The sequence below is a fragment of the Methylobacterium terricola genome (assembly GCF_006151805.1).
In the GTDB taxonomy this organism is placed as follows: Bacteria; Pseudomonadota; Alphaproteobacteria; order Rhizobiales; family Beijerinckiaceae; genus Methylobacterium; species Methylobacterium terricola.
Genome location: NZ_VDDA01000004.1, coordinates 139,323 through 164,719 on the forward strand (window position 1 = coordinate 139,323; position 25,397 = coordinate 164,719).

The window sequence follows — 25,397 nt, forward strand, 5'->3', positions numbered from 1 at the left end:
TGGGACACCCGTCACGAGAGAAGCCCCGCCGCGGCGGGGGCCGGGCGGGGCTGGGAGTCGAGGTCCAGAGAGCAGGATGCTACAACCGCCCCGGGGACCGGCGCATCCTCCATTTGCGAAAAAAGGTCAGGCGTGCGGGCGGGCCCGGCGCCGGGGCGTGGCCCGGGCCGTCGCCGCGGGCGCGCAACGCTGCCAGCCCCAATGGTCGTAGGCGGTCGTGGCGCGCGCCTCGCACCAGCCCTGGCGGCGGAGGGCCGCGGCGGCGCGGTCGCGGTCCTCGCAGGCCTGGTTGGCGAGCGGCGAGGCCGGTAGGGCGCAGGCGGCGTCGGAACGCTGCCAGCGCGCGACGAGATCGTCGGCCGCGGCGGGCGCGGCGCCCGTGGCGAGCAGCGCGACGATGAGGAACGGACGCAGGGGCGACATCACGCGGGGCCTCGGTGAAACGCGGTGCGATCATCGAACGACGATCGTGACCGGGATCGGACGGATTCGCGCAGTCGCGTCAAGCAGAAACCGGCTTTCATGATGGGGCTTAATCCGTTCGGCCGAGTTATTCCCCTGGTCCGGACTGGTCCCCCATTCGCAAGCCGTGCCCGTCCGCCGCTCCCTGTGCTTCCCGCCTGCCCCCTTGCCGGGACAACCATCCCTTCGGCGGTGTTGCGGCGGATACCCTCGCCAGCGCCGCAATCCTGTGCTCAAAGAGCCCGACCTCATCCCAGACGGGCTCTCCCAGACCAATGCTGCGCCGCCTCTACGAGTGGATCCTCGCGCTCGCCGCGCGCCCCTCGGCCCCCTACGCGCTCGGCGCGGTCTCCTTCGCCGAGAGCTCGTTCTTCCCGGTCCCGCCGGACGTGATGCTGGTGCCGATGGCGGTGACCCGGCCCGAGAAGGCCTGGACCTACGCGCTGATCGCGACCCTGACCTCGGTGGCGGGCGGGATCGCCGGCTACGCCATCGGGGCGCTGCTGTATGATTCGCTCGGCGCCTGGCTGTTCCACCTCTACGGGCTCGACAAGGGCGCCGACGCCTTCCGGGAGGCCTACGCGCATTACGGCCATTGGGTGATCCTGCTCAAGGGCCTCACCCCGATCCCCTACAAGCTCGTCACCATCACGTCGGGCTTCGCCGGCTACGACCTGTTCTGGTTCATCGTGCTGTCGCTGATCACCCGCGGCGCCCGGTTCTTCATCCTGGCGGGCCTTGTCGGCCGCTACGGCGTCGGGATTCGCACCGTCCTCGACCGGCACCTGAATGCCGTGGCGGCGGTGTTCGGCGCGGTCTGCGTCCTCGGCTTCGTCGGCTTCCGCTACCTGTTCTGAGGCTATCGGCCATGGCACACGCCCTCGCCCAGCGGCTCACCGCGCCCCGGCCGGCGGCCCTGCTGGTGTTCGTCGGCGCCGCCGCCACGGTGGGCGGCGCGCTGCTCTTCCAGCACGGGCTCGGCTACGTGCCGTGCAAGCTCTGCCTGACCGAGCGCCAGCCCTACTACCTCGCCCTGCCGCTGCTCGCCGCCGCCCTGCTGCTGCCGCGCCGCCTCGCCGGCGGGCTGCTCGGGATGGTCGCGGTGATCTTCCTGGTCGGGGCCGGGCTCGGCGCCTACCATGCCGGGGCCGAGTGGAGCTTCTGGCCCGGCCCGAGCGATTGCGGCGGCGGGGCCGGTCCGGCCCCGGCCGGCGTCAACGATTTCCTCAAATCCCTCGAAGCCACCCGGCCGGTCGATTGCACGGCCGCCGCCTGGCGCTTCCTCGGAATCTCCCTCGCCGGCTACAACGCGCTGATCGCGCTCGCTCTCGCGGCCCTCGCCGGGACCGCCGCGTGGCGGGCCCTGCGCGGTCGCTGAAGAGCCGCTGCCGAAATCCGGTCGATCGCTTCGCGATCCGGAGGTCAGCGCTTCGGCTTCATCACCGTCGGCTCGGCAAGGAGCGCCGCCAGGCGCTCGGAATCGAGGGCCGGCTCGGGCTTCGGCTTCTTCGCCTCCTTCTTCGGCTCCGGCTTGGGATCGACCTTCGCCAGCCGGGCGACCTTGGCCGCCGGTGGCGCCGGCACGATCGAGCCGGTGACGACCGGCTCGTCGAGGGGGACCGGGGGCTTCGCGACGGCGACGAGCTGCGGCTGGGGCGGGTCGCGGTCGAGCTGCGCCGAGCAGACGGCGCAGATCGTGGCGAAGCCCAGGCCCGCGATCGCCGCGAGGGTGAGGTTGGTACGCAGGGACACGGTCGGGTACTCAGGAACGGTTGACCATGGCCGAGACTAGGCGCTGACACCTAAGAAAGAGTCTCACCTGGTTTTCCACAGTCCCGTTCAGGATCTGCACACCATGGCGGCGGGTGAGGCGAACTGTTCAGGTTCTGACGCATTCCTCCCGGCACGCGGGAGCCAGACGATGTTCTTTACCCTGACGGCCGCGATCGGCGGCAGCCTGACGGCGGGGGTCTTCCTGATCGACGATGGTGCGGCGGCGGCCGTGCTGGCTGCGCTGACGGTCGGCCTGGCGAGCGCGGCGCTCGCCGCCTCCCTGGTCGTCCGGCTGGATCGTCGCGTGCGGATGCGCCGCCTGGATGCCGGCCCGGAGCGCGCGGCCGACGACGTTCCGCGCCTGGCGCGCCGGCGCCTCGCCGGATCGTACCCGCCGTACCATCCCCGGCCGGGGGCCGCACGGTTCGCCTCGGTCCTGTGATCGGTCCGGAACCGGGCCAATGCCTCCCGGTTGACGCTCGCACGATCCCGGAGGGCGAGCGATTCCAGCGCGACAGACCGGCATCGCCGCGCCCTCCCCCCCCGGTCGCGCGCGGGCTGAGGCCCGCCCTCGCCACCCTGGTCCTCGTGACCCTGGTCCTCGTCGCCGGGGCCGGGGCGGCCCAGGCCGCCGGGATCGGCGCGGCCGGCGGTCCGTCGGAGGTCGTGCTCCTCGTCCAGATCGTGCTGCTCCTCGCCGTCGGGCGCCTGCTCGGCGAGGCGATGCTGCGGATCGGCCAGCCCGCCGTCATGGGCCAGCTCATGGCCGGCATCCTGCTGGGTCCGTCCTGTCTCGGAGCTCTCTGGCCGGAGGCCCAGCACTGGCTGTTCCCGCCCGGCCGCGACCAGCGGGCCCTCCTCGACGGCATCGCCCAGCTCGGCATCCTGCTGCTTCTGCTGATGACCGGCATGGAGACCGACCTTGCCCTGGTGCGCAAGGTCCGGCGCGCGGCGCTCAGCGTCTCGGCCGCCGGCGTCGCCGTGCCCTTCGCCTGCGGCGTCCTCCTCGGATGGGTCCTGCCCGAGGCGATGCTGCCGCATCCGGAGCTGCGGCTCGTCACCGCCCTCTTCCTCGGCACCGCGCTGGCGATCTCCTCGGTCAAGATCGTCGCGATGGTAGTGCGCGAGATGGACTTCCTGCGCCGCAACGTCGGCCAGGTGATCGTCGCCTCGGCGATCATCGACGACACGATCGGCTGGGTGATCATCGCGGTCATCGTCAGCCTGGCGCAGGCCGGCACCGTCGACCTGTGGGCGGTCGGCCGCAGCCTCGCCGGCACCCTGGTGTTCCTGGGCCTCGCCCTCACGCTCGGGCGCCGCCTCGTCTTCCGGCTGATCCGCTGGGCCAACGATTCCCTGCGCAGCGAGGCCGCGGTGATCACCGCGATCCTGGTGCTGATGGGGGTGCTGGCGCTGGTCACGCAGGGGATCGGCGTGCAAACGGTGCTGGGCGCCTTCGTGGCCGGCCTGCTCGTCGGACAGTCGCCAATCCTGACCCGGCGGATCGACGAGCAGCTGCGCGGCGTCGTCACCGCGCTGTTCGCGCCGATCTTCTTCGGGCTGGCGGGCCTGAGCGCCGACCTCACCATCCTGCGCGATCCGCGCCTCCTGCTCCTGACCCTCGGGCTCATCGCCATCGCGAGCCTCGGCAAGTTCGCCGGCGCCTTCGCGGGGGGCCGGCTCGGCGGATTGCGGATCCCCGAATCCCTGGCGCTCGCCTGCGGCATGAACGCCCGCGGTTCGACCGAGGTGATCGTCGCCTCGATCGGCCTCGGCATCGGGGCGCTGAGCCAGGACCTGTTCACGATGATCGTCGCGATGGCGCTGATCACCACCCTGGCGATGCCGCCGACCCTGCGCTGGGCCCTCCGCCGCCTGCCGCTCACCGGCGAGGAGACGGCGCGGCTGGAGCGCGAGGCGGTGGAGACGCGCGGCTTCGTCCCGCATCTCGAGCGCCTGCTGGTCGCCGCCGATGACGGGCCGAAAGGGCGCTTCGCCGCCCGGATCGCCGGGCTCGTCGCCGGCTCGCGCGGGATGCCGGTGACGGTGGTGCGCCCGGGCGAACCGACGGAGGACCCGGTCCTGACCGGCGCGGTGGCGCGGGCGGCCGAGGGCGCCCGCGCCGAGGAGACCGGCGCGGTCGAGGTCACCGAACGCGCCCGGCCCGAGCCGGCGGCCGAGGTCGTGGGCGAAGAGGCCGCCAAGGGTTACGACCTCCTGATCGTCGGCATCGATCCGACGGTGTCGCCGGAGGGAGGCCTCGCGGATACGGTCGCCGGGGCGGCGGAGCGGTTCGACGGACCCCTCGCCGTCGCGGCGGCCCGGGGCGCGCACCGCGCCGACCCGGAGCACGCCGCCCTGGCGGTGCTGGCGGTGATCGACGGCACGCAGGCCGCCCGCCGGGGCGCCGAGATCGCCGTCACCCTGGCGCGGGGCGCGGGCGGGACGCTGACGGTGTTATTCCTGTCCGAGGGGCCAGGCCGCCTCGCCGGCCTGCGTCAGGCCGATGCGGCGGCCCTGCGCGAGGTGCTCGATCTCGCCGAGCGGGCCGGCTTGCGGGTGCGGACGGAGCTGAGGGCCACCCGGGCACCGGAGCACGCGATCCTGCGCCAGGCCAGGGCCGGCGATCACGACCTGATCGTGATGGGCGTCACCCGTCGCGCCGGCGAGGCGGCGGCGTTCGGGCCGGTGGCGGAGGCGGTGCTGGAGGCGTCGGACCGGTCGGTGCTGCTGCTGGCAAGTTGACGATCCCCGTCGACCGTGTCGCTCGCACCATGCACGGGGCTCGTTTGCGGCCTCGCCGCACGGCGATGGAAGGACCGGGGGGCGTCCGCCGCGGAGCGTCGTCCTCCGCCGATCCATCTTCGGCGCCGGGATCGTCGCGACGCGGCCGCGTTCAGTTCCGGTCGTCCGGCAGGGACGGCAGCGGCTGCACCGCGATGCCCTCGTCCAGCAGCGAGCGCGCCTCGGTGAGGCTCGCCTCGCCGTAGATCGCCCGCTGCTCGGTCTCGCCGTAATGCATCCGCCGGGCTTCGGCGGCGAAATCCTGGCCGACATGGTCGGCGGTGCGGGCGACGTGCTCGTGCAGGGCGCGGATCATCGCGCGGAGCTGCCGCTCGGGCTCGGCGACCAGGCTGAGCGGGCCGTCCGCGGCGAGAGCCGGTGCGCTGGGCGCCGGAAGTGCGGGCGCCTCGGCCGCGGCCGGCAGCGACGCGGCGCGGCCGAGCGACGGCGCCATGATCTGCTTGGCGACTTTCGGGCTGTCGCAGAACGGGCAGGTCACGAGGCCGGCCCGCGCCTGCTCGTCGTAGGACGCGCTCGACGGGAACCAGCTCTCGAAGCTGTGGCCGGAATCGCAGGACAGGGCGTAGCGGATCATGATCGGGATATCGGTGGGCGGGCGCGCGGCTGCGAGTCGGTGCGACGCTTCGGCCGCTCCCTGTGGCCGAAAACCGGACCGCTGGGAAGCGGTCTAGGGCCGGGCCGCCTCGACCACCACCGGCCGGGCGTGGCGCAGGGCCGGGATGCGGGCGCGGGCATCGGCGACCAGCGCCATGTCGATCTCGGCCAGGATCACCCCGGGCGCGTTGCCCTCGGCCTCGGCCAGCACCCGGCCCCAGGGATCGACGATGAGGGAGTGGCCGTAGGTCTCGCGCCCGTCCTCGTGCCGGCCCCCTTGCGCCGCCGAGATCATGAACGAGCCGGTCTCGATCGCCCGGGCGCGCTGCAGCACGTGCCAATGCGCCTCGCCGGTGTGGCGGGTGAACGCGGCGGGCGCCGACAGGATCTCGGCCCCGGCCTCGGCCAGTGCCCGGTAGAGCGCGGGAAAGCGCACGTCGTAGCAGATCGCGATCCCGAGCCGGCCCCAGGGCAGATCGGTCACCACCGCCCGGGCGCCGCCGGTATAGGTGGCCGATTCGCGGTAGCTCTCGCCGTTCGGCAGATCGACATCGTAGAGGTGGAGCTTGTCGTACGAGGCGGCGATCGCGCCCTCGCGGTCGATCACGAAGGCGCGGTTGGCGAGCTTGTCGCCGTTCTTCACGGCGAGCGAGCCGACATGGACCACCACCCCGCGCTCGCGGGCGACGTCGCGGAGCGCACCGAGGGTCGAATCGTGCTCAGGGGAGCGGATCTTCTGGAACAGGCTCGCCCGGTCGCGCTCGAGGAGCGAGGTCATCTCGGGCGTCTGCACGTAGTGCGCGCCGCGTTCCGCCGCCTCGCGGATGCCCGCCACCGCGGCGTCGCGGTTCTGCGCGGGGTCGCGGCCGGAGCGCATCTGCACGCAGGCGGCGACGAAGCGGGGAGCGGTCATGGGCTGCAACTCCGGAGGGTCCCGGAATCATACGCCCGAACGGCGACGCCTCGCCAGGGGGGGAGGCCCCTTTCTGGCTCAGCCGGCGAGCAGCGGGTCGAGCCGGCCCGAGCGGTCGAGGGCGTAGAGGTCGTCGCAGCCGCCGACATGCGTCTCGCCGACGAAGATCTGCGGCACGCTGGTGCGGCCGCCGGCCTTCTCGGTCATCTCGCGCCGGGCGCCCGCCTTGGCCTCGACGTCGATCTCGGTGAAGGCGGCCCCCTTCTCCTGCAGCAGCGACTTCGCCGCCGAGCAGTAGGGGCACCAGCTGGTGGTGTAGATCGTGACCGGCTGCATCCGTCGGCTCGCGCAAGGCTTTGGGAGGACCCGATATAGGCGCCCGGGACGCGTGCCGCCAGCGGGGTCTTACGCCGCCATCAGCTTCTCGACTTCCGTCACCAGCTCGCGCAGGTGGAACGGCTTCGACAGGACCTTGGCGTCCTTCGGAGCCTTGGAGTCGGGGTTGAGCGCCACCGCGGCGAAGCCGGTGATGAACATCACCTTGATGTCGGGGTCGAGCTCGGTGGCGCGGCGCGCCAGCTCGATGCCGTCCATCTCGGGCATCACGATGTCGGTGAGCAGGAGCTCGAACGGCTCCTCGCGCAGGCGGTTATAGGCCGAGAGCCCGTTGTCGAACGAGGCCACGTCGTAGCCCGCGTTCTGGAGCGCCTTGGCGAGGAAGCGACGCATGTCGTTGTCGTCTTCCGCGAGGAGGATCTTCATGAACGAAAGTCCCGGATACCGATTCGGAGCGTTCATTCCATAAAGCGGCCGCTTGGTAAACAGAGTGTTGACGCCGACCCCGCCGGCCGGGTTGCCCCCTGCGGGATTCGCCGAGGCCTGACCCCGTCGCGGCAGTGGACACGCCCGTGCCGGGACGCCAGATTAGCCGGATGACGGCGCGATCACGTCCCTCTCCCGGCCTCCTCGGCCCCGGCCCCCTCCCCCGGGCGGCCGGATGAGCCGAGTTTCTCCCGCCAGCCTGTTCACGCCGCCCTTCCGGGTGGACGAGCCGGAGCGGCAGACCCTGCCGTTCGTCTACAACACCGGGCATTCGGGAGCCGTCTACCCGGCCTCGTTCGTCGCCGCCTCGCGGCTCGACGCGGTGGCCCTTCGCCGCTCGGAGGACGCCTTCGTCGACCGGCTCTACGCCCCGGTCGTCGGCCTCGGCGCGCCCCTGATGCAGGCCGCCTTCCCGCGGGCCTATCTCGACGTGAACCGCGAGCCCTACGAGCTCGACCCGCGGATGTTCGACGGGCGGCTGCCGCCCTTCGTCAACGTGCGCTCGATGCGGGTGGCGGGCGGTCTCGGCACGGTGCCGCGGGTGGTGGCGGACGGCCAGGAGATCTATCGCAGCCGCCTGCCGGCCGAGGAGGCGCTGGCGCGGATCGAGGAGCTGTACAAGCCCTATCACCGCACCCTGAAGGAGCTGGTGGCCCGCACCGCCCGGACCTTCGGCCACGCGGTCCTGATCGATTGCCACTCGATGCCCTCGACCAGCCTCGCCCGCGACGAGGGGCCGGCCGTGGACGTGGTGCTCGGCGACCGGTTCGGCACCGCCTGCGCGCCGGACCTGATCGACTGCGCCGAGGCTGCGTTCCGGGGCCACGGACTCCGGGTGGTGCGCAACAAGCCCTATGCCGGCGGCTTCATCACCGAGCATTACGGCGAGCCGGCGCTCGGCCGCCACGCCCTTCAGATCGAGGTCAACCGCGCCCTCTACATGGACGAGCGCAAGCTCCTTCCCCGCCCCGGCTTCGAGGACCTGTCGCGGACCCTGACGGCGGTGGCCGAGACCCTCGGCCATGCCGCCCTCGACCTCGGCCCCCGGCGCATCGCCGCCGAGTAGATCCCGCGCCTTGCGACGAACGCCGGGCTGGCACGCCCGGCCCGATCGGCTAAGCAGGGCGGCGACCCGGCCCCGCGGTTCCTCGCGCGAGAACCGTCCGGAGGCCCGTCAAAGCGCCAGGGAACCCCGCGATGATCGACCTCCGCCTCCGCCGCAGCGTGCTCTACATGCCGGGCTCGAACCAGCGTGCCCTGGAGAAGGCGCGGACGCTGGCGGCCGACGCGTTGATCCTCGACCTCGAGGACGCGGTCGCGCCGGACGCCAAGGAGGTGGCGCGCGAGCAGGTCTGCGCCACGGTGCGCCAGGGTGGCTACGGCGACCGCGAGCTGATCATCCGGGTGAACGCGCCCCAGACCCCGTGGGGCGAGGCGGACCTGCGCGCCGCGATCGAGGCGCGGCCCGACGCGATCCTGATGCCGAAAGTGTCGTCGCCGGCGGTGCTCGAGAACATCGCCGACCGGCTGGAAGCCCTCGACGCGCCGGCCGGCATCAAGATCTGGGCGATGATCGAGACCCCGGCCTCGATCCTCAACATCCAGGCGATCGCCGCGGCGCGGCGCAACCCGGGCACCCGGCTCACCTGCTTCGTGCTCGGCACCAACGACCTCGCCAAGGACACCTGGACGCAGATCGTCCCCGGCCGCGCCCCGATGATGCCGTGGCTGATGACCGCGCTCGCCGGTGCCCGGGCCGAGGGCCTGACCATCCTGGACGGCGTCTACAACAACTTCTCCGATCTCGATGGCTGCCGCGAGGAATGCGAGCAGGCCCGGGTGCTCGGCTTCGACGGCAAGACGCTGATCCACCCGAGTCAGGTCGCGCTGGCCAACACCGCCTTCGCGCCGACCGAGGCCGAGGTCGCGGTCGCCCGCAGCGTGATCGAGGCCTTCGAGCGGCCCGAGAACGCCAAGCGCGGCGCGATCCAGATCAACGGCCGCATGTTCGAGCGCCAGCACATCCCGATGGCCCGCCGCTCCGTCGCCTGGGCCGAGGCGATCGCCGCCAAGGGCCAGTGACCAAGGGCCAGTGACCAAGGGCCGGTGACGCGAAGGGCCGGTGACCAAGAGTCAGTGCTGCAGAAGGCGGCGTGCGGCGCTGACGGGATGTCGCGGGCATTGCGAATCATCCGGGCTTGACCCCCGGATGGTTGCGTCGCACAAATCGTTTAGAAATAATTAACGCGCGATGTCCGGCAGTGCTTCCGGATCCGTGCCGGTCATCGGTCCTGTCGCGACCGGGCCCGGACTTGGCGCAGCCGCGCGTCCTCGACTTGGCGTCCCCCCGCTTCTCGGCGCCGCTCCCTCGATCGACCCGCGATGGAGATTTCTCATGCGCTGCGAGCCTCCCGCCTTCGAGACGATCTTCCGCATCCCGGGCGGGCACCGGCTGGAGAGTGACGGAATGCTCGGCCGCGGCGGCCGGGTGTTCGGCCTCTGCTGGTTCCACCGGGAATACGACCGGCGCGACCGCCTGGTCGCCCGCTACGAGACTTACGACGAGGTCGGCGCCGATGGTGCGCCGCGCTGCGGCTGGCGCCGCTACGACGAGGCGGGCCGCCTCACCCTCGGCCACGAGGTCGCGATGCGCTGGGCCGCCCTGGTCGAGAACCTGTCGCGCCACGAGGCCGAGACGGCGTTGCAGCACCCGCGGGCGCATGAGGCCGAGCGAGACTGCGTGCCGGCGTGAATGCGCGCGGGCCGCGACGAGGCTCGCCCCCTCATGGTCCGCCCGGGTTCTCGCCTTCGGCGAGCCCCGGGATGATCACGCGTCGATGCCTTCCTGCGGGGTGATACCGCCGCGTCGTCGAACGGATCGGTTCGACGGCGCAAGGCAAGCCCGAACGGGCGTCGGCGCTGATGCGCCGGCCGCCTTCGCATCGCCGTGTCGATGCCAAGGCGCGAAGGTATGAGACGTCACCGCGCCGGCTTCTTGGCCGGCTCCGCCGGTGCCGCCGCCGGCGTGATGCTGCCGGTCTGGGTCACCTTCTCCTTCGCCGCTTCCAGGCGCTTGGTCAGCGAGGCGAGGTCGCGCTGCGTGGTGGCGAGTTGCGCCTTGGCCTTGTCGCGAGCCGCACCCAGTTGGACGATCTCGTCCCGGGCCGCGGCGATCTTCGCCTGGCGGTCGCGCAGCTCGGCCTCGACGTCCTGGAACTGCTTGACGCGCGCGGCGAGCGTGTCGCGCTGGCCCTCGGTCTCCGCCAGCTGGGTCCGCAGCGCGGCCTTGCCCGACGAGGAGACGGCGTAGGCGCCCCAGCCCGACAGGGTGCCGAGGCCGAGGATCCCGACCGCGAGAAGGGCGGGGTTGGGGCGGAACCGAAGGGTACGCATCGGCAGTCCTCGTCAGGTACGCGGGTGGCCGCCGCGGGACGGCCGAGGATGTCCCGAGCCCGGGAACACGACTGCCTGCGAGTATGGCGAGTCTTCGTTAACGCCCTGTTGTCGTGCTCGACCTTCAGAAACCTTAACGAATGGTAAGCGGCCGGGTCGTACAATGCAGGATTGCGGAGTCCGGCTCTTAACCTCCGGTTGTTAGTCCTTGCTTGTGAGAGCAAGGCGATCGGCGACAGGAGGCCGTCCTGCCATGAAGCGGCTGTTCGTGCGTTTCCGGCGTGACCGCGGCGGCAGCGTCGCGGTGATCATGGCGCTGGCGATGATCCCGGTGACCTTCCTGGTCGGAGCCGGCGTCGACTATGCCCGCGGCGCCGGGATCCGGGCGAAGCTCCAGACCGCCACCGACGCCGCGGTGCTGGCGGTGATCCGCGAGGCGCCGACCCTGCGCAGCGACGCCGATTTCCAGGCCCGGGCCCGGGCCTATTTCGACGCCAGCTTCCCGGCCCAGACCGGCGTGACGGTGACGAGCTTCACGCCGGTCCGCTCCGGCACCCAGGTCACGGTCAGCGCCACCGCGCAGGTCGACATGACCCTCGGGCGCCTGATGCATCCCGGCCCGCTCGAGGTCACCGGCACGTCGCAGGCGATGTCCGGCGGCAAGGCGGTCGAGATCGCGCTGGTGCTCGACAATACCGGCTCGATGAACGATGCCGGCAAGCTCCCGGCGCTCAAGCAGGCGGCGAAGGACTTCCTGACCTATCTCGACAAGGTCGTGGTCAGCCGGTCCGACGCCAAGGTCGCCCTGGTGCCGTTTGCGACCCAGGTGAATCTCGGCACGAGCGTGACCAGCGCGGGCTGGCTCAGCTACACCAAGACCGGCACCACCAGCGCGACGAGCTGGCAGGGCTGCATCACCGACCGCGACCAGCCCTACGACGTCCAGGTGCCGAACGTCGAGCCGAGCGGCGCCGATGCCTACCCGGCGACCACCTGCGCCACGACGTCGAACGGCAGGCCGACGCTCGCGCCGATCCGCCCGCTCAGCACCGATTACGGCATGCTCGCCACCGCCATCGACAGCATGAGCGCGGGCGGCAACACCAACGTCACCATCGGGGTGGCCTGGGGCCTGGAGGCGCTGACGCCCTACGGACCCCTCGCCACCGCCACGAGCCTCGCCAACGGCCGGGTCAGCAAGATCATGATCGTGCTGACCGACGGTCAGAACACCCAGAACCGCTGGAAGATCGCCTGCTCCGGCAACTGGCTCGCCGATCTTCTCTCGGGCTGCGTCGATGACAGCGTCATCGATGCCCGAACGGTCTCGGCCTGCAACGCCGCCAAGGCCGCCGGCATCACCATCTACACGGTGCGGGTGATCGACGGAAATACCGACATGCTGAAGTCCTGCGCGACGAAGGACGGCTTCTTCTACAATGTCATCACGGCGGATGACCTGAAGCCGGCGTTCCAGAGCATCGGCAGCTCGATCGCCCAGTTCCGCCTCACCCAGTAGCGACGCCGGCCCGGGCGGCCGGGGCCCGACCCGTTGACTCGCGCGTTGCATTGCAGCATCGTGATTGCTGCGTCGCACAAAACCTCAGGGCGGCGCGCGTCGCGACTGCCAGAGGGAACGACCCATGACCACCACCCAGAAGCCGTTCGAGATCCCCACCGAGATGCGCGATTTCGCCGAGAAGGGCGTCCAGAACGCCCGCACGGCGTTCGGCACCTTCCTGGGCACCGCCCGCAAGCTGGCCGAGACCGTGCAGACCTCGACCCAGACCTCGCAGACCGGCATGGGCACGGCCGTGGCCCGCGGCTTCGACTACACCGAGCAGCATGCCGCCGCGACCTTCGACCTCGCCGAGAAGCTGGTGCGCACCACCGACGTCAAGCAGGCGCTGGAGCTCCAGAGCGAGTACATGCGCAACCAGATGAGCGCGCTGCAGAGCCAGGCGAAGGAGTTCGCCACCCTGTCCGAGTCGATCAAGGCCGACCTGAACAAGGCTCAGGCCAAGGTCTGAACCAAGGCCCGAGCCCGGGTCCTTGCTTGGGTTCGTACTCCGGGTTCGTACTTTGGGCTCGTCATTGGGCCGGCAGTTGGGCCCGAGGGCCCTGCGCCGGTCGGGGATGAGGCCGCCTGAGGCTCATCCCGCACCCTGACGATCACGGCCGGTCCGGCGGGGCGGAGGCCTAAGCCGCCGGTCGTCGATGCCCGGACCGCCGGCCCGAGGCGCCGTCGCCGGGCAAGGCTGTGCGGCTCGGGCTGGGCCTCCGAACCGTCGCACGGGATCGGTGGCGCGCAACGACGCGCCGCGTCCGACCGCACGGCCATCGTCCACGTCACGCCGCGGGTGCCCCGGACGAGCCTGCCGGCACTCCGGCCCCGCGCGCTCGCCCCCGCATCGGGTGGGGGCGGCCGCCCCCGGGTGACGCGCCAGGGACGCGACGCCCGCCACTCCGAGGAGGCCGAGCCATGACCACGCGTCGCACCGACAAGACCCGCAAGCCGCCCCGCCGCCCCGCCGCCCGCCCGGCGGCCCGGACGGTGGACAGCACCCGGTCTGGCACGATCGCAGCCGGCCAGACACTGCCCGATGCCGCCGCCGCCGGGACCGCGGCCACGTCGGAGTTGGTCGAGACCGGGCTGTCGGAGACCATTCCCGGCACCGAGGCCGTGTCGGAGCAGGCGCCGGCCGATGCGCCGGTGGCAACCGCCGCGGAGCCTTTCGGGAGCGAGCCCGCCGTGGAAGCGCCCGATCCGGAGACTGCTCAGGACGTGCAGGGCGTCCAGGAGGATCGGGTTCCGACGAGCGAGGCGGCACCGGAGCACGAGCTTGCCGCCCCGGACGCCGCCGTTCAGGAAGCCGCCGATCAGGAGCCGGTCGCTCGAGCGGCCGCCGACATGCCCGTCCTGGCACCCGACGAAGCGGTCATCGCCGAATCGGCGTCCGACGAGCCGGCTTCCGAAGCGACCGCGCCGGCCGCCGTCGCGGCCTCCGACGACCGGGCTCCCGCACCGCAGGCGGAAGCCACGCCCGAGCAGCCCGCGGCGCCGGACCGCGACGAGATCCCCCTTGCGGCGATGCAGGGTCTCATCGAGATCAACGGCCGGCTGGTCGCCTTCATGCAGGGTGAGGGCCAGGCCGCCGTGGCGTTCTGGAAGGCGGCCATGACCGTCCGCTCTCCGGGCGACCTCGTCCAGCTCCAGGCGGCCGAGATGAGCCGCGCGCTCGACGCGGCGCTCGCCTGCTGGGCCGACCTCTCCCGCCGAATGGGCCGGTTCGCGGCCTTCGCGCCGCCCCGGGCCCGCGCCGCCTGACGGTGCTCCCGTCGGCATCCGCACGGGTGCCGGCGGCACGCGAGGCCGGGCCCGTGAGGGGCCGGCCGACAATGGCCCCGGGGCGTCCCGCTCCGGTCCGCCGATCGCCCCTAGCTCAAGGAGACCGGGATGTTGGATGCGTGGTACGCGACGGCGATGCTCGCGATGGAATCCCAGAAGGTCATCGAGCTGCGGATGGTCAAGCTCGCCTGGGGCGGCCTCGCCGGCCAGGTCGAGGCGCAGCGGATGGTGAGCGAGAAGATCGGCGCCGCTCTCGAGGCGACCGGCACGCTCCTCAGCGGCGGCACGCCGGGGGCGGTGATCGACCGCTACCGCCAGCATGTCCGCAACAACGTCGAGCGCCTCTCCGCGCCGACTAATTGATTGCGCAGAAGCCGGCGCCGGACCCGATCACCCGGCCGGTGCACCAAGGCCGGGCCGGTGCCGGTGCGGGAGCCGGCGCCGCCTCGGTCCGCACGGCCGGCGCTGCGGGGAGCGGCGCGGTGGCTCCGGTCGTCATCGGCTCCGGCCCGCCGGCCGCCGCCGTGCGGATCCGCGGCGAGTCCGGGGTCCGGGCCGCCGGCGCTGCGGCATGGCTGCGGCTGACGAAAGAGAAGCCGCCGCCGCGCCGTCCGCGCGCTTCCGCCGGGGCCGCGGCCGCGACCATCCCGAGGCCGACCAGCCCGAGCACCAGACCTGTACGCATCGCCTTCACCCCCGCGCCACTGGACGAGAGGGATGATCGCCGGTGGATCTTAATCCGCCGCCCCATGCGATCGCTCGCATTCGACGGATCGGCGCGACGGCCTCAGGTCTTGCGCAGCCACAGGCTGGTCTCGAATGCGCCGGGCGGCAGGGGCAGGCGCGCCAGCACGCCGTCGAGCGGCCGGGCGGCGAGAGTGCGGCTGGCGAAGAGCGGGGCCCAGGCTCCGCCCTGCAGCAGAGCGCCGACCACCAACTGCTCGTTGTAGCCGCGCCAGGCCCAGGATTCCGGGTAGGGCTCGGGCAGGAAGACGTCGTGGATGTGCACGATCACGCCCGGTCTCACGCGCGGCAGCACGTCGAGGACGAGCCGGTCGACGTCGGTGCCCGGCATCGCGACATGGCTCGAATCGATGAACAGGATGTCGCCGGGCGCGAGCGCGGCCGCGGCGTCCGCGTCCTGCGGCCCGAACAGCCGCGCCTCGTGCTGCACGGGAAGGCCGGTCAGCGGCGCGCGGGGCGCCGGATCGATGCAGGTGATGCGGGTCGGCAAGCCGCCGTCGTGCACGGCCTGCGCCAGGAAGCGGGTCGAGTGGCCCGAGCCGATCTCGATGATGCGGGCGGGCCGCTCGCGCCGCACCAGGGCGTAGGCGGCGGCCGCGTCGAGGCGCGGGAACCAGTCCTGGGTGAAGCGTGCCGGCCGTGCGCCGATCAGGCCGGGGCCGCCGGCGGCGATGCGGTCGAGATCGGCGGCATGGGCTTCGATGGCGTCCAGCACGGCCCGGAACGCTGGCTCGGCCCGCATGAAGATCGGGCGGAGGGCCGGGTAGCCCTCCGCCCGCGCCGCACCGGCATGCCGGTACGGGATCAGGAAGCCGCCGGGCCGGAAACCGAGCAGGGTGCGGAGACCGAGCCCGGCGCGGCGCAGGCGGGCCCGGGTCATACCGCCTTGCGCACCGTGGCGTCGCGGAGGTCCGGAGTGATGCCAGGGCCGTCGACCGGCGGCGGCGGCACGGTCGCGGGCGACTGCGCCTTGTTGCGCAGGGCGTCGGCCAGGCGGCCGCGCTCGAACAGCAGCACCACGCCGATCGCCAGGGCGAAGGGGACCAGCAGGTAGAACAGGCGGAAGATCAGCACCGCGGCGAGCACGTCGGTCTTCGGCAGGTCCGGCATCGCCGTGATGAAGACGAGCTCGAACACCCCGATCCCGCCCGGGGCGTTGGAGACCAAAGCCACCGAGAACGAGGCCAGGAACACCGCCAGCACGACGAGGAAGCCCGGATTCCCGGCCTCCGGCAGGGCGAAGTAGATGATGCCGGCGGCACCCAGCAGCTCGAGCGGGGCGGCGACCAGCTGGCGGCCCATGATGTTGGGGCGCGGATACTCGATCTTGAACGAGCGGATGTGCAGCGGCCGGAAATGCAGGATCGAGCCGACGACGTAGAGCGCGACGAAGCCGAGCAGGCCGAAGCCGACGAGGCGCGCGGTGGTCGGGCTCGCCAGCACCGGCGGCAGCAGGCTCGCCACGCGCTGCAGCAGTTCGGGCTCGAGCACCAGGACGAGGCCGCCGAGGAACGCGGTGCCGAGGCCGAAGGTGAAGGAGCAGAGCGCCACCAGCACCGCCACCTGCGCGGTGGTGAGGCCCTTCGAAGTGTAGGCGCGGTAGCGTACGACGGCGCCGGAGAACACCGAGGCGCCGATGTTGTGTGACAACGCGTAGGTGGTGAACGAACACACCGAGACGAAGAGCCATGAGATGCCCTTCACGCCGAGATGCAGCAGCGCGATCCGGTCGTACCAGGCCAGTGCGCCGTAGGCGACCAGCGTCGACAGGATGGCCAAGGCGTAGCGGTGCGGCGGGATCGCCGCCAGGCTCGCCTTTACGTCGGCGAAGGAGAGGCCCTTGAGCAGGTGCCACAGCAGATAGACCGAGACCACGACGGCCCCGAGGCCGATGACCGGCCAGATGAAATCTTTGATCTTCTTCATCGCGGTCCCGTCGCGTCCCCTGTCTCTCGCGCGCGCTTCTGCCCGACCCTGCGGGCGACCGCAAGGACGGACCCGCGCCGGCGGGGCCTTCGTGTCATGGGATCGTGACGGTTTCGTGCCGGCGCTGCGGCGGAGGCCGGCTCAGGCCCCGCGCCGGTCGAGCCAGTCGAGCAGCAGGCGGGCGACGCCCTCGGAGCCGAGATCGAGCTGAAGGAAGTGGGCGATGCCCGGCACGGTGCGGTGCTCGGCACCATGATAGAGCGCGGTGCGCCACGTCGTCGCCGGCCAGATCATGCGGTCGTCGGCGCCGCCGAGCACCAGGGTCGGCACGCCGGCGAAGGCCGCCGACAGCGGCAGGGCCGGCCAATGCGCCTCGGCGAGCGCCACCGGGCTCTCGGCCGACATCCGGGCGGCGTAGCCCTGCGCTCGCTCCAGCGGCAGGCCTTCCGAGAACAGCCAGTGCCGGGCGAGCGCCACCGCCGGCTCGCGGCCCGGCAGCAGCGACCCGGCCAGGGCCTCGACCCAGAACCCGGCATCGGTCATCGCGATGCGCGGGCCGACCACGCCGAGGCCCTCGGGCGGCAGGGAGGCCATCAGGACGAGGCCGCGCAGGGGCACCCGGCCGAGCAGGCGCTGCGCCAGCAATCCGCCGAGCGAGTGCCCGACCAGGACCGGCGGCTCGCCCCACTGCGCCAGGGCCAGGCTCACATCGGCGAGGTAATCGGCGAGCGAAGCGGCGCGCAGGTCGCGCCCGCCCCCGCTGCGGCCGTGGCCGCGCAGGCTCACCGCCGCCGCACGGCGTCCGCGCCGGGCGAGGTGGGGGAGAAAGATCTCCTCGAACATCCAGGCGCCCCCGAAGGCGCCGTGCACGAACAGGAGCGGCGCCCCGCGGGGCTCGCCGGCCGGCTCCGCCTCGATCCATTCGAGGGCGGGACCGTCGCGGCGCTCGATCATGCGACGCGTCACCTGAGCGCGGGGCTCGGTGACGATCGTGAAGCGGCGCCGGTCCCGCGCGGATGCGTCGTGCATGGTGGTGCCTCTCAACCGTCCGACGGGCGGCCCGGCTCGTATCTAACGGCCACGCCCCGTCCGCCAATCGTCCGAACGGCGGAGGCCCTTCCGCGGCAGTGTCGCACGGGAAAGCTTGACAGGGGGGAAACGGGACGGCCCCCTCGCGCCGCAGCTGTGCCGAGAGGAGACGAAGCCGCCGTGAGCGATCACCCGACCGACGAGCCGCGCCTGCGCCTCGACGGCTACACCCCGGTCCCGCCGAGCCACGTCGCCGCCGTGGTGACCTACCTGGAGATGCGGGAGCCCCCTCCCCCGCGGAGGCATGAGCCGCTGCCGCTCGCATCCCTCGGCGCGGACATCGCCCGCTACCGGGCGCTCTACGCCGCCATCGGGAATCCGTGGCTGTGGTTCGGCCGCGCGCGGATGACCGACGATGCGCTCCTGACCATCTTGAGCGATCCGGACGTCGAGGCCCTCGCCCTGACCGAGGACGGGCGCGACATCGGGCTCCTGGAGCTCGACTGGCGGCAGCCCGGCGAGGCGAACCTCGCCTATTTCGGCCTGGTGCCGGAGGCTGTCGGCCAGGGGCGCGGGCGGCGTCTGATGGACGAGGCCCTGCGCCGCGCCTTCGCGCGACCCATCGAGCGGTTCTGGGTGCATACCTGCACCCTCGACCATCCCGGCGCGGTGGAGTTCTACCGGCGCTCGGGCTTCCGCGCTTACGCCCGGGCGATCGAGGTCGCGCCGGACCCGCGGCTCGCCGGCGACCTGCCCCGCGACGCGGCCGGGCAGATCCCGCTCCTTGGGGAATGATCGATCAGGCCCGGGCGCGGCCGAGGCCGATGGCGTCCATGCTGGCCTGATCGCGGGCATTCTCGGCGGCGCGCTCGCTGGTGCGCTCGCGGTCGTCGAGGATCTCGACCTTCTTGAGTTCCTCAAACGCCTCGGCGAGGGCCGCCTTGGCGGCGGCGAGCTGGACGTCGAGGTCCTCGGCCGAGCGGCGGATGTTGTCGCGGCGCTGCGCGGCGGCGCGGGCATAGGTCGGGTAGGCGAAGTGAGCCGGATCGGAGATCCCGGCCCTCTGCTCCTCCTGGCCGATCTCGCGGTCGAGATCGGCGGCCATACGGGCAAAATCGGCGATCATCATCTCGATTTGCGCGACCTTGCGGCGCTTCTCGTCGGCCTGGAAGCGGCGCAGCCGGATGAGCGTGTCCCGCGACTTCATCGATACTCTACTCCCGCCAGCGGCTTGCGGCCGAGCTCAAGACCCGCCACGCGCCGTCGCGCGGCCGCGCTGGCGGACCGCGCGACCGGCCCTCACGGCCCGCCGACGATCGCGGCGAGGCGTTCGTAACCCTCGCGGATGGAGGTTGCTTCTTCCTTACCCTGCCCCAGAAAAGCCTCCAGATCGGGCATCAGGCCGATCGCCTCGTCGACCTCCGGCGAGCTGCCGGGCCGGTAGGCGCCCAGGCGAATCAGCTCCTCCATGTCGGCATAGGTCGACAGCACCCGGCGGGCGCGGCGCACCACGGGGAGAAAGTCCGGGTCGCAGGCGCGCGGCATGGTGCGGGAGACCGAGCGCAGCACGTTGATCGCCGGGTAGCGCCCGCGCTCGGCGATGGCGCGTTCCATGACGATGTGCCCGTCGAGGATGCCCCGCACCGCGTCGGCCACCGGCTCGTTGTGGTCGTCGCCCTCGACCAGCACGGTGAACAGGCCGGTGATCGCCCCCTCCCCGGTTCCGGGCCCGGCCCGCTCGAGGAGGCGCGGCAGCTCGGAGAAGACGGTGGGGGTGTAGCCCTTGGCGGTCGGCGGCTCGCCGGCGGCGAGCCCGATGTCGCGCTGGGCCATGGCGAAGCGGGTGATCGAATCGACCATGCACAGGACCTGCGCGCCCTGATCGCGAAAGTACTCGGCGAGCGCGAAGGTGACGTAGGCGGCGTTGCGGCGCATCAGCGCCGGCTCGTCGGAGGTCGCCACCACCACCACCGAGCGGGCGAGGCCCGCCGCGCCGAGATCGTCCTGGAGGAATTCCTGCACCTCGCGGCCGCGCTCGCCGACGAGGCCGATCACCGCCACGTCGGCGGCGGTGTAGCGCGCCAGCATCGACAGCAGCACCGACTTGCCGACGCCGGACCCGGCGAAGATGCCCATGCGCTGGCCGGCGCACATCGTGAGGAACGTGTTGATGCAGCGCACCCCGAGATCGAGCGGCGGTCCGACCCGGCGCCGCGCATGGGCGGGCGGCGGATCGGCCTGGAGGCCGTAGGGCATCGGCCCGGGCGGCAGGGGCCCCAACCCGTCGATCGGGCGCCCGAGGGCATCGACGACGCGGCCGAGCCAGGCCGGGCTCGGCCGGATCGCCCCGGCGCCGTCCGCCCGCACCCGGGCCGGGCAGCCCCGCCGCACCCCCTGCAGCGACCCGAACGGCATCGCCAGCGCGTGGGGGCCGGAGAAGCCGATGATCTCGCACGGCACCGCGGCGCCGGCGGCCTCGTTCACCACGACGTCGAGCCGGCCGCCGAGGCGCATCGCCGCCACCGGACCGGCGACCTCGATCAGGAGGCCGCGGACCGCCACCACCCGGCCGAAGGTCTCGACCTCCTCCACCCCGGCGAGCGCGGCGCGGGCCGCCTCGAACCGCCCCGCCCCGGTCACGGCAGCATCCTGTTGATACGAGGCGGTTTCCCGATTCCTGCCGTCGCCATTGCCGGATTCCATCAACGATCCATTTACCCCTCTCCTTAACACTGAGGCGCATGGGATCCGGGTCGGGCTCCCGGAGGTTCTCCGGGCGCGTGGCACGGGCGCAACAACGCGGGCGGGCCTCAATGGCATGAGCCATTTAGGCATGCACCCCAGGAGCGGGATCACGGTATGCTATCGCGATTCGGCCGGAACGGAACGCCAACCTGCAAGGGGCCGGCCCGTCTCGCGGATTTCTTACCGCTTGCGGGACCGGAACAGGGTTTGTTAACCGTTCGGGCCTAGCGTCGCGGTTCGGAAGATAACGGGCGTTTTCCACGGGCCGGTGGGAAACGGGCGGCGGGGGCTTGCCTTAACCCTTGAGGGCCAAGGCTTGGGGACCTGAGATGCGGGTACTTCTGATCGAGGACGACAGCGCCACGGCGCAGAGCATCGAGCTGATGCTCAAGTCCGAGAACTTCAACACCTACACGACCGATCTCGGCGAGGAGGGTGTCGATCTCGGGAAGCTCTACGACTACGACATCATCCTGCTCGACCTGAACCTGCCCGACATGTCGGGCTACGAGGTTCTGCGCTCCTTGCGGGTGGCCAAGGTCAAGACCCCGATCCTGATCCTGTCCGGCATGGCCGGGATTGAGGACAAGGTGAAGGGCCTCGGCTTCGGGGCCGATGATTACCTCACCAAACCTTTCCACAAAGATGAACTGGTCGCGAGAATCCACGCGATCGTGCGCCGGTCGAAGGGCCACGCGCAGTCGGTGATCACCACCGGCGACCTGATCGTGAACCTCGACCAGAAGACCGTCGAGGTGTCGGGCGCCCGGGTGCACCTCACCGGCAAGGAGTACCAGATGCTGGAGCTCCTCAGCCTGCGCAAGGGCACCACCCTGACCAAGGAGATGTTCCTGAACCATCTCTACGGCGGCATGGACGAGCCCGAGCTGAAGATCATCGACGTGTTCATCTGCAAGCTCCGCAAGAAGCTGGCGAATGCCAGCCAGGGCAAGAACTACATCGAGACGGTGTGGGGCCGCGGCTACGTGCTGCGCGAGCCGAGCGAGGGCGAGGACCGCATCGCGGTCTGAACGGACCGGGCCCCTCTCCCGGGGTCGGACGACGAAAGAACCCCGCTTCGGCGGGGTTTTTTCGTTGCAGGGGGGCGCCGGCCGTCTGGGCTTGCCCGGCGCAGCGGGGCCGTATGGCACGCCGCGATGCCGTCGATGCGTTCTTGCGGGCGGTCCGATCGGTCGGCGGCACCAGTGACGGCGAGCCCGTGCCGTCCCGGGTTGCGCTCGCGCGAGTCCGGGACGACGCGTCGGGAATCGGTCCTGCCGGGCTTGAGCCGGGTGACGGACGCGCAGGCGTCGCCCGGGAGGCGGCCGCGGACCTGTTCGGGGATGGTGGGTTCCGGGCGTCGGGGGCGCTGCTCGGGACCTCGAGCATCCTTCCCTGCCCGCCTTGCGCAGGGCTGTCGCAGGCGCGCGCGAGAGGAGCCCGGCTCCACCCTCGTGACGCGAAAGCTGTGGACAGGATGCGCGCGATGCCCGAGCGCAACGGCGCCTGTCGGCCCGCGGGTAAGGCCGGCCCGGTTCATCCACCCCGGACCGCAGGGCGGTGCCCGGGGCGTGGGAAGGGGCGGCGCCTCAGCGGGCCGCCCAGCGCAGGCCGGCCATCGTCGGCGGCGAGGCCGGTGCGGCGAGTCCCAGGGTCGTGCCCAGGGTCGTGGTGGTCGAGGCCGGGGCGCCGAGGCTCACCGGCGGCGCCGCGCGGCCGTGGCGGTAGAGCCCGCGATGCTCGGGGTCGGGCATCAGCGACTCGGTGATGCCGATCACCGTCTCGGCGGCGCCGAGCAGCACCGCGCCGTCCGGGGCGAGCTGGTCGGCGATGCGGCGCAGCACGTCGGCCTTGGTCAGCGTATCGAAATAGATCAACACGTTGCGGCAATACACGATGTCGAAGGTGCCGAGCTGCTCGAACGGCTGCAGCAGGTTGAGCGGCCGGAAATCGACCATCTGGCGCAGGCTTTCCGCGATGCGCCACTGCTCGCCGACCTGGGCGAAATGCTTGAGCATCAGTTGCACGGGCAGGCCGCGCTGGACCTCGAACTGATTGTAGAGCCCGAGCCTGGCCTTCTCCAGGACTTCGGTCGAGAGGTCGGTGGCGACGATCTCGACCCGCCAGCCGGCAAGCCGCGGCGCGGCCTCGGCGAGCAGCATCGCCAGCGAGTACGGCTCCTGACCGGTCGAGGCGGCGGCGCACCAGATCCGCAGGCGTCGCTGATTCGCCCGTGTCGCGAGCGCGCCGGGCAGCAGCACGTCGCGAAACAGGTCGAACGGCGTGCGGTCGCGGAAGAAGAAGGTCTCGTTGGTAGTCATCGCCTCGACGACCGCGCGCTCGATCGCGCTGTCGCGGGCGAGCCGCAGGCAGCCGACCAGCTCGGTGAGACCGGCGAGGTTGAAGCGCCGGCAGACCGGCGACAGGCGGCTCTCCACCAGGTAGCGCTTCTCCGCCGTCAGGGCGAGGCCGGAGCGCTGCTTGAGGTAGGCGCGGAGGAAATCGAACTCGGTCTCGGTCATCGACGCGGCATCCTCCCCCGGATCCGTGGCAGGATGCGCATCAGTGTCCTCCGATCGCGGCCCGGAGGGCCGGCCCGATCGCGGAGAGCGCCAGGATCTCGTGGGCGTAGCCGGCCCGGACCAGGCTGCCGGGCATGCCCCAGACGGTCGAGGACGCCTCGTCCTGGGCCAGCATCGTGCCGCCGGCCTCGACCAGGGCCTGGGCGCCCTTGGTGCCGTCCGACCCCATGCCGGTGAGCACCACCGACAGGGTGGCGGCGCCGTAGACTTCCGCCGCGTCGCGGAACATCACGTCGACCGCCGGTCGGCAGAAATTCACCGGCGGGCCGTCGTTGAGCCGGATCACCGCCTCCGCGGCGGTGCCGGACAGGCCCATATGGCGCCCGCCCGGGGCGACGTAGACGACGCCCGGCCGCACCGCCTCGCCGTGCTTGGCTTCCGCCGCCGGCAGGCCGATCCGGGCGCCGAGATGCTCGGCGAAGACCGCGGTGAAGACCGGCGGCATGTGCTGGACGATCAGGATCGGCAGGCGCCGCAGGGTGGCGGCGCCGATGCCCTCGAGCACCTCCCCGACCGCGCGAGGACCGCCGGTCGAGGCGCCGACGAGGAGGCAGCGCGGCGGGCTGGTGCGCAGGGGGCGCGGGCGCAAGGTCGCCGGTGCGGCGGCCGGACGGGCCACCGGCGCCGGCGCGGTGGCCGGGCGCTCGGGCAGGCCGGGCCGCTCGGGCGGAGCGGCGGGACGGGCCCGCGGCCGGGTGCGCAGGTCGGCCCCGAGCATCCGGATCTTCTGGACCAGGTCCTCGCGGAAGCTCGCCTGGGTGGTGACGCCGCGATTGCCCTCGGGCTTGGGCAGGTAGTCGATGGCGCCGAGCGCCAGGCAGCGCAGGGAGATCTCGGCGTTGCGCTGGGTCAGGGTCGACATCATGACGACCTGGAGCCCGGGGCGCTTGGCCAGCATCCGGGGCAACGCCTGGGTGCCGTCGAGCTCCGGCATCTCGATGTCGAGGAGCACGATGTCGGGCTGGACCCGGTCGAGGGCGTCGAGGGCGATGCGGCCGTTCGAGGCGGTGCCGACGATCTCGCAGCCGGCCTCCTCGAGCCAGCGCGAGACCAGGCCGCGAACGACGACGGAATCATCGGCGACGAGGACGCGGATGCGAGGTCCGGCGCTCGGGGACGGGGTGGAGGTCGCGGCGGATGCGGCCATGGCGTGTCTCGGTCGGCGCGCCGCGGGGCGGGCCTCGGGGGATCGGGCCCCGGTACAAAGCCGGGGCGTCTCGGGGCGTCTCAGGCTTCGATCGGCGATGCGGGCCGGCCGCAGCGAGGCCAGCTGTGCCGTCGGTCTCAGGCGAGACCGACGGCGATAGGGTCTTCACGCGAGACCGACCGCCTGGAGCTTGGCGGTCATGATGTCCCGGTCGAAGGGCTTCATGATGTACTCGTCGGCCCCGGCATGCAGCGCCCGGGCGATCGACGCGACGTCGTTCTCGATGGTGCAGAACAGCACCTTCGGGTGGTCGCCCTCCGGCAGCCGCCGCAGGGCGCGCAGGACTTCGTACCCGTCCATATGGGGCATGTTCCAATCAAGCAGGACGGCGTCCGGCATGGCCGAGCGGCACTGCTCGACCGCCTCGCGGCCGTCCTCGGCTTCCGCCACCCGGAAGCCCAGGCCCTCGATGATCCGGCGCGCCACCTTGCGGATCACCGCCGAGTCGTCGACGATCAGGAAGGTCTTCATTCCATACGGTCCTTGCCGTCCGGTCCTCGAGGCTCAGGCCGCGCTGGCGGCCGGCCGCTCGTCGCCGAAGGCGAGGACCGCCTCGACATCGAGGATGATCAGCAGGCGACCGTCGAGGCGGTGCACCCCGCGCGAGACCGCGCGCCAGCGGTTGTTGAGATGGACCGGGTTCGGCTCGTAGGTATCGGCCGCGAGCTTCATCACCTCGCCGACCTGGTCGACGAGCAGGCCGTAGGCCTCGCCGCCATGCTCCAGGCCCACCGCCATGTTGCGGCCGTCGCCGGTGCGGTCGGGCAGGCCGAGGCGCCGGCGCAGGCAGAGGGCGGTGACGACCCGGCCGCGCAGGTTGAGCAGACCCTTGATCTCCGGCGGCGCCAGCGGGACGTCGGTGAGGTTGGTGGCGATGAAGACGTCGTGCACCCGGTCGATCGGCAGGCCGAACAACTCGTCGCCGAGCAGCACGGTCACGTAGTCGGTGGTCTCGCCGGTGGCGGACGCGGCGGTGCCGGCGGTGTTGGTGTTGGCGGCCATCATGGGCGGGGCTCGGGAGCGGGAGGACGTGCGGGGCGGTCGTGAGCGTCC

General features: G+C 72.1%; 30 protein-coding genes. 13 read left to right on the top strand and 17 right to left on the bottom strand.

Annotated features, from left to right (window positions below; translation table 11 throughout):
• Window positions 1–126 precede the first annotated feature (126 nt).
• The gene (locus tag FF100_RS11010) at window positions 127–423 is read right to left on the bottom strand and encodes a hypothetical protein (RefSeq protein ID WP_139035776.1); all 297 of its coding nucleotides are present in this window, start codon (window positions 421–423) and stop codon (window positions 127–129) included.
• A 314-nt stretch (window positions 424–737) separates the two neighbouring features.
• Here FF100_RS11010 and FF100_RS11015 point away from each other — a divergent pair, with 314 nt between their 5' ends.
• Together FF100_RS11015 and FF100_RS11020 are read left to right on the top strand one after the other, a co-directional pair.
• A complete protein-coding gene (locus tag FF100_RS11015) occupies window positions 738–1,319 on the top strand; it encodes a YqaA family protein (RefSeq protein ID WP_139035777.1) in 582 nt (193 codons plus the stop codon).
• 11 nt (window positions 1,320–1,330) lie between these two features.
• On the top strand, window positions 1,331–1,840 hold the full coding sequence (locus FF100_RS11020; RefSeq protein WP_139035778.1) for a disulfide bond formation protein B: 510 nt from the start codon (window positions 1,331–1,333) through the stop codon (window positions 1,838–1,840).
• Window positions 1,841–1,884: 44 nt separating this feature from the next.
• On the opposite strand, the gene FF100_RS11025 is transcribed toward FF100_RS11020, so the two are convergent.
• On the bottom strand, window positions 1,885–2,214 hold the full coding sequence (locus tag FF100_RS11025) for a hypothetical protein (RefSeq protein WP_139035779.1): 330 nt from the start codon (window positions 2,212–2,214) through the stop codon (window positions 1,885–1,887).
• A 169-nt stretch (window positions 2,215–2,383) separates the two neighbouring features.
• On the opposite strand from FF100_RS11025, the gene FF100_RS11030 reads away from it, so the two are divergent.
• On the top strand, window positions 2,384–2,677 hold the full coding sequence (locus FF100_RS11030) for a hypothetical protein (RefSeq protein WP_139035780.1): 294 nt from the start codon (window positions 2,384–2,386) through the stop codon (window positions 2,675–2,677).
• Between the two features lie 146 nt (window positions 2,678–2,823).
• Window positions 2,824–4,980 carry a cation:proton antiporter domain-containing protein gene (locus tag FF100_RS11035; protein WP_246102019.1) on the top strand — a complete coding sequence of 719 codons (2,157 nt, stop codon included), beginning with the start codon at window positions 2,824–2,826 and terminating at the stop codon, window positions 4,978–4,980.
• Window positions 4,981–5,131: 151 nt separating this feature from the next.
• On the opposite strand, the gene FF100_RS11040 is transcribed toward FF100_RS11035, so the two are convergent.
• The 4 genes from FF100_RS11040 to cpdR form a co-directional block, all read right to left on the bottom strand.
• Window positions 5,132–5,614, bottom strand: a complete 483-nt coding sequence (locus FF100_RS11040) for a DUF1178 family protein (protein ID WP_139035781.1) — start codon at window positions 5,612–5,614, stop codon at window positions 5,132–5,134.
• Window positions 5,615–5,707: 93 nt separating this feature from the next.
• Window positions 5,708–6,547 (bottom strand): carbon-nitrogen hydrolase family protein, encoded by an 840-nt coding sequence (locus tag FF100_RS11045; protein WP_139035782.1) that lies wholly within the window; start codon window positions 6,545–6,547, stop codon window positions 5,708–5,710.
• A 78-nt stretch (window positions 6,548–6,625) separates the two neighbouring features.
• Window positions 6,626–6,883: a glutaredoxin 3 gene (gene grxC, locus FF100_RS11050; RefSeq protein WP_109959294.1), complete on the bottom strand. Its 258-nt coding sequence runs from the start codon at window positions 6,881–6,883 to the stop codon at window positions 6,626–6,628.
• A 69-nt stretch (window positions 6,884–6,952) separates the two neighbouring features.
• Window positions 6,953–7,309: a cell cycle two-component system response regulator CpdR gene (gene cpdR, locus FF100_RS11055; protein ID WP_048427828.1), complete on the bottom strand. Its 357-nt coding sequence runs from the start codon at window positions 7,307–7,309 to the stop codon at window positions 6,953–6,955.
• Window positions 7,310–7,544: 235 nt separating this feature from the next.
• Here cpdR and FF100_RS11060 point away from each other — a divergent pair, with 235 nt between their 5' ends.
• The 3 genes from FF100_RS11060 (at window position 7,545) to FF100_RS11070 (ending at window position 10,121) form a co-directional block, all read left to right on the top strand.
• Window positions 7,545–8,435 carry an N-formylglutamate amidohydrolase gene (locus FF100_RS11060; RefSeq protein ID WP_139035783.1) on the top strand — a complete coding sequence of 297 codons (891 nt, stop codon included), beginning with the start codon at window positions 7,545–7,547 and terminating at the stop codon, window positions 8,433–8,435.
• A 131-nt stretch (window positions 8,436–8,566) separates the two neighbouring features.
• Window positions 8,567–9,451: an HpcH/HpaI aldolase/citrate lyase family protein gene (locus tag FF100_RS11065; RefSeq protein WP_139035784.1), complete on the top strand. Its 885-nt coding sequence runs from the start codon at window positions 8,567–8,569 to the stop codon at window positions 9,449–9,451.
• A gap of 313 nt (window positions 9,452–9,764) precedes the next feature.
• Window positions 9,765–10,121, top strand: a complete 357-nt coding sequence (locus FF100_RS11070) for a hypothetical protein (RefSeq protein ID WP_139035785.1) — start codon at window positions 9,765–9,767, stop codon at window positions 10,119–10,121.
• A gap of 227 nt (window positions 10,122–10,348) precedes the next feature.
• Here the strand turns inward: FF100_RS11070 and FF100_RS11075 are convergent, their stop codons facing one another.
• A complete protein-coding gene (locus tag FF100_RS11075) occupies window positions 10,349–10,762 on the bottom strand; it encodes a hypothetical protein (RefSeq protein WP_139035786.1) in 414 nt (137 codons plus the stop codon).
• A gap of 253 nt (window positions 10,763–11,015) precedes the next feature.
• Here FF100_RS11075 and FF100_RS11080 point away from each other — a divergent pair, with 253 nt between their 5' ends.
• The 4 genes from FF100_RS11080 to FF100_RS11095 all read left to right on the top strand — a co-directional run bounded on the left by FF100_RS11080 (window position 11,016) and on the right by FF100_RS11095 (window position 14,474).
• On the top strand, window positions 11,016–12,281 hold the full coding sequence (locus FF100_RS11080) for a pilus assembly protein (RefSeq protein WP_139035787.1): 1,266 nt from the start codon (window positions 11,016–11,018) through the stop codon (window positions 12,279–12,281).
• Window positions 12,282–12,405: 124 nt separating this feature from the next.
• Complete coding sequence (locus FF100_RS11085; protein ID WP_139035788.1) at window positions 12,406–12,792, top strand: phasin; 387 nt, start codon at window positions 12,406–12,408, stop codon at window positions 12,790–12,792.
• A gap of 452 nt (window positions 12,793–13,244) precedes the next feature.
• On the top strand, window positions 13,245–14,090 hold the full coding sequence (locus tag FF100_RS11090) for a hypothetical protein (RefSeq protein ID WP_139035789.1): 846 nt from the start codon (window positions 13,245–13,247) through the stop codon (window positions 14,088–14,090).
• 129 nt (window positions 14,091–14,219) lie between these two features.
• Window positions 14,220–14,474 carry a hypothetical protein gene (locus FF100_RS11095; protein ID WP_139035790.1) on the top strand — a complete coding sequence of 85 codons (255 nt, stop codon included), beginning with the start codon at window positions 14,220–14,222 and terminating at the stop codon, window positions 14,472–14,474.
• Here FF100_RS11095 and FF100_RS11100 read toward each other — a convergent pair.
• The 4 genes from FF100_RS11100 to FF100_RS11115 all read right to left on the bottom strand — a co-directional run bounded on the left by FF100_RS11100 (window position 14,467) and on the right by FF100_RS11115 (window position 17,810).
• The gene (locus tag FF100_RS11100) at window positions 14,467–14,796 is read right to left on the bottom strand and encodes a hypothetical protein (protein WP_139035791.1); all 330 of its coding nucleotides are present in this window, start codon (window positions 14,794–14,796) and stop codon (window positions 14,467–14,469) included. The two genes, FF100_RS11095 and FF100_RS11100, sit on opposite strands and share 8 nt — an antisense overlap.
• 102 nt (window positions 14,797–14,898) lie before the next feature.
• Entirely contained in the window at window positions 14,899–15,735 is an 837-nt protein-coding gene (locus FF100_RS11105) for a class I SAM-dependent methyltransferase (protein ID WP_139035792.1), read from the bottom strand.
• Complete coding sequence (locus FF100_RS11110) at window positions 15,732–16,781, bottom strand: lysylphosphatidylglycerol synthase domain-containing protein (RefSeq protein WP_139035793.1); 1,050 nt, start codon at window positions 16,779–16,781, stop codon at window positions 15,732–15,734. The genes FF100_RS11105 and FF100_RS11110 overlap by 4 nt, the downstream gene beginning before the upstream one ends.
• A gap of 141 nt (window positions 16,782–16,922) precedes the next feature.
• A complete protein-coding gene (locus FF100_RS11115) occupies window positions 16,923–17,810 on the bottom strand; it encodes an alpha/beta fold hydrolase (protein WP_139035794.1) in 888 nt (295 codons plus the stop codon).
• A gap of 180 nt (window positions 17,811–17,990) precedes the next feature.
• Here FF100_RS11115 and FF100_RS11120 point away from each other — a divergent pair, with 180 nt between their 5' ends.
• Window positions 17,991–18,605 (top strand): GNAT family N-acetyltransferase, encoded by a 615-nt coding sequence (locus FF100_RS11120; protein ID WP_246102020.1) that lies wholly within the window; start codon window positions 17,991–17,993, stop codon window positions 18,603–18,605.
• Between the two features lie 4 nt (window positions 18,606–18,609).
• Here FF100_RS11120 and fliJ read toward each other — a convergent pair whose 3' ends face one another.
• Window positions 18,610–19,017, bottom strand: coding sequence for a flagellar export protein FliJ (fliJ, locus tag FF100_RS11125; protein ID WP_139035795.1), 408 nt, complete (start codon window positions 19,015–19,017; stop codon window positions 18,610–18,612).
• Between the two features lie 92 nt (window positions 19,018–19,109).
• The gene (fliI, locus tag FF100_RS11130; RefSeq protein WP_246102021.1) at window positions 19,110–20,450 is read right to left on the bottom strand and encodes a flagellar protein export ATPase FliI; all 1,341 of its coding nucleotides are present in this window, start codon (window positions 20,448–20,450) and stop codon (window positions 19,110–19,112) included.
• Window positions 20,451–20,884: 434 nt separating this feature from the next.
• On the opposite strand from fliI, the gene ctrA reads away from it, so the two are divergent.
• Window positions 20,885–21,586: a response regulator transcription factor CtrA gene (ctrA, locus tag FF100_RS11135; protein WP_139035797.1), complete on the top strand. Its 702-nt coding sequence runs from the start codon at window positions 20,885–20,887 to the stop codon at window positions 21,584–21,586.
• Between the two features lie 558 nt (window positions 21,587–22,144).
• On the opposite strand, the gene FF100_RS11140 is transcribed toward ctrA, so the two are convergent.
• From FF100_RS11140 to FF100_RS11155, 4 genes are all read right to left on the bottom strand, one after another.
• Window positions 22,145–23,077, bottom strand: coding sequence for a CheR family methyltransferase (locus FF100_RS11140; protein WP_139035798.1), 933 nt, complete (start codon window positions 23,075–23,077; stop codon window positions 22,145–22,147).
• A 40-nt stretch (window positions 23,078–23,117) separates the two neighbouring features.
• The gene (locus FF100_RS11145) at window positions 23,118–24,284 is read right to left on the bottom strand and encodes a protein-glutamate methylesterase/protein-glutamine glutaminase (protein WP_139035799.1); all 1,167 of its coding nucleotides are present in this window, start codon (window positions 24,282–24,284) and stop codon (window positions 23,118–23,120) included.
• Between the two features lie 165 nt (window positions 24,285–24,449).
• The gene (locus tag FF100_RS11150; protein WP_139035800.1) at window positions 24,450–24,815 is read right to left on the bottom strand and encodes a response regulator; all 366 of its coding nucleotides are present in this window, start codon (window positions 24,813–24,815) and stop codon (window positions 24,450–24,452) included.
• 33 nt (window positions 24,816–24,848) lie between these two features.
• Window positions 24,849–25,349 (bottom strand): chemotaxis protein CheW, encoded by a 501-nt coding sequence (locus FF100_RS11155; protein ID WP_139035801.1) that lies wholly within the window; start codon window positions 25,347–25,349, stop codon window positions 24,849–24,851.
• Window positions 25,350–25,397: the final 48 nt, after the last annotated feature.

Bases quoted from the DNA above. Each gene is read 5' to 3' on its own strand.
- FF100_RS11010 (WP_139035776.1), bottom strand. From the start codon at position 423: ATGTCGCCCCTGCGTCCGTTCCTCATCGTCGCGCTGCTCGCCACGGGC.
- FF100_RS11015 (WP_139035777.1), top strand. From the start codon at position 738: ATGCTGCGCCGCCTCTACGAGTGGATCCTCGCGCTCGCCGCGCGCCCC.
- FF100_RS11020 (WP_139035778.1), top strand. From the start codon at position 1,331: ATGGCACACGCCCTCGCCCAGCGGCTCACCGCGCCCCGGCCGGCGGCC.
- FF100_RS11030 (WP_139035780.1), top strand. From the start codon at position 2,384: ATGTTCTTTACCCTGACGGCCGCGATCGGCGGCAGCCTGACGGCGGGG.
- FF100_RS11040 (WP_139035781.1), bottom strand. From the start codon at position 5,614: ATGATCCGCTACGCCCTGTCCTGCGATTCCGGCCACAGCTTCGAGAGC.
- FF100_RS11045 (WP_139035782.1), bottom strand. From the start codon at position 6,547: ATGACCGCTCCCCGCTTCGTCGCCGCCTGCGTGCAGATGCGCTCCGGC.
- grxC (WP_109959294.1), bottom strand. From the start codon at position 6,883: ATGCAGCCGGTCACGATCTACACCACCAGCTGGTGCCCCTACTGCTCG.
- cpdR (WP_048427828.1), bottom strand. From the start codon at position 7,309: ATGAAGATCCTCCTCGCGGAAGACGACAACGACATGCGTCGCTTCCTC.
- FF100_RS11060 (WP_139035783.1), top strand. From the start codon at position 7,545: ATGAGCCGAGTTTCTCCCGCCAGCCTGTTCACGCCGCCCTTCCGGGTG.
- FF100_RS11065 (WP_139035784.1), top strand. From the start codon at position 8,567: ATGATCGACCTCCGCCTCCGCCGCAGCGTGCTCTACATGCCGGGCTCG.
- FF100_RS11070 (WP_139035785.1), top strand. From the start codon at position 9,765: ATGCGCTGCGAGCCTCCCGCCTTCGAGACGATCTTCCGCATCCCGGGC.
- FF100_RS11075 (WP_139035786.1), bottom strand. From the start codon at position 10,762: ATGCGTACCCTTCGGTTCCGCCCCAACCCCGCCCTTCTCGCGGTCGGG.
- FF100_RS11080 (WP_139035787.1), top strand. From the start codon at position 11,016: ATGAAGCGGCTGTTCGTGCGTTTCCGGCGTGACCGCGGCGGCAGCGTC.
- FF100_RS11085 (WP_139035788.1), top strand. From the start codon at position 12,406: ATGACCACCACCCAGAAGCCGTTCGAGATCCCCACCGAGATGCGCGAT.
- FF100_RS11090 (WP_139035789.1), top strand. From the start codon at position 13,245: ATGACCACGCGTCGCACCGACAAGACCCGCAAGCCGCCCCGCCGCCCC.
- FF100_RS11095 (WP_139035790.1), top strand. From the start codon at position 14,220: ATGTTGGATGCGTGGTACGCGACGGCGATGCTCGCGATGGAATCCCAG.
- FF100_RS11100 (WP_139035791.1), bottom strand. From the start codon at position 14,796: ATGCGTACAGGTCTGGTGCTCGGGCTGGTCGGCCTCGGGATGGTCGCG.
- FF100_RS11105 (WP_139035792.1), bottom strand. From the start codon at position 15,735: ATGACCCGGGCCCGCCTGCGCCGCGCCGGGCTCGGTCTCCGCACCCTG.
- FF100_RS11110 (WP_139035793.1), bottom strand. From the start codon at position 16,781: ATGAAGAAGATCAAAGATTTCATCTGGCCGGTCATCGGCCTCGGGGCC.
- FF100_RS11115 (WP_139035794.1), bottom strand. From the start codon at position 17,810: ATGCACGACGCATCCGCGCGGGACCGGCGCCGCTTCACGATCGTCACC.
- fliJ (WP_139035795.1), bottom strand. From the start codon at position 19,017: ATGAAGTCGCGGGACACGCTCATCCGGCTGCGCCGCTTCCAGGCCGAC.
- ctrA (WP_139035797.1), top strand. From the start codon at position 20,885: ATGCGGGTACTTCTGATCGAGGACGACAGCGCCACGGCGCAGAGCATC.
- FF100_RS11140 (WP_139035798.1), bottom strand. From the start codon at position 23,077: ATGACCGAGACCGAGTTCGATTTCCTCCGCGCCTACCTCAAGCAGCGC.
- FF100_RS11145 (WP_139035799.1), bottom strand. From the start codon at position 24,284: ATGGCCGCATCCGCCGCGACCTCCACCCCGTCCCCGAGCGCCGGACCT.
- FF100_RS11150 (WP_139035800.1), bottom strand. From the start codon at position 24,815: ATGAAGACCTTCCTGATCGTCGACGACTCGGCGGTGATCCGCAAGGTG.
- FF100_RS11155 (WP_139035801.1), bottom strand. From the start codon at position 25,349: ATGATGGCCGCCAACACCAACACCGCCGGCACCGCCGCGTCCGCCACC.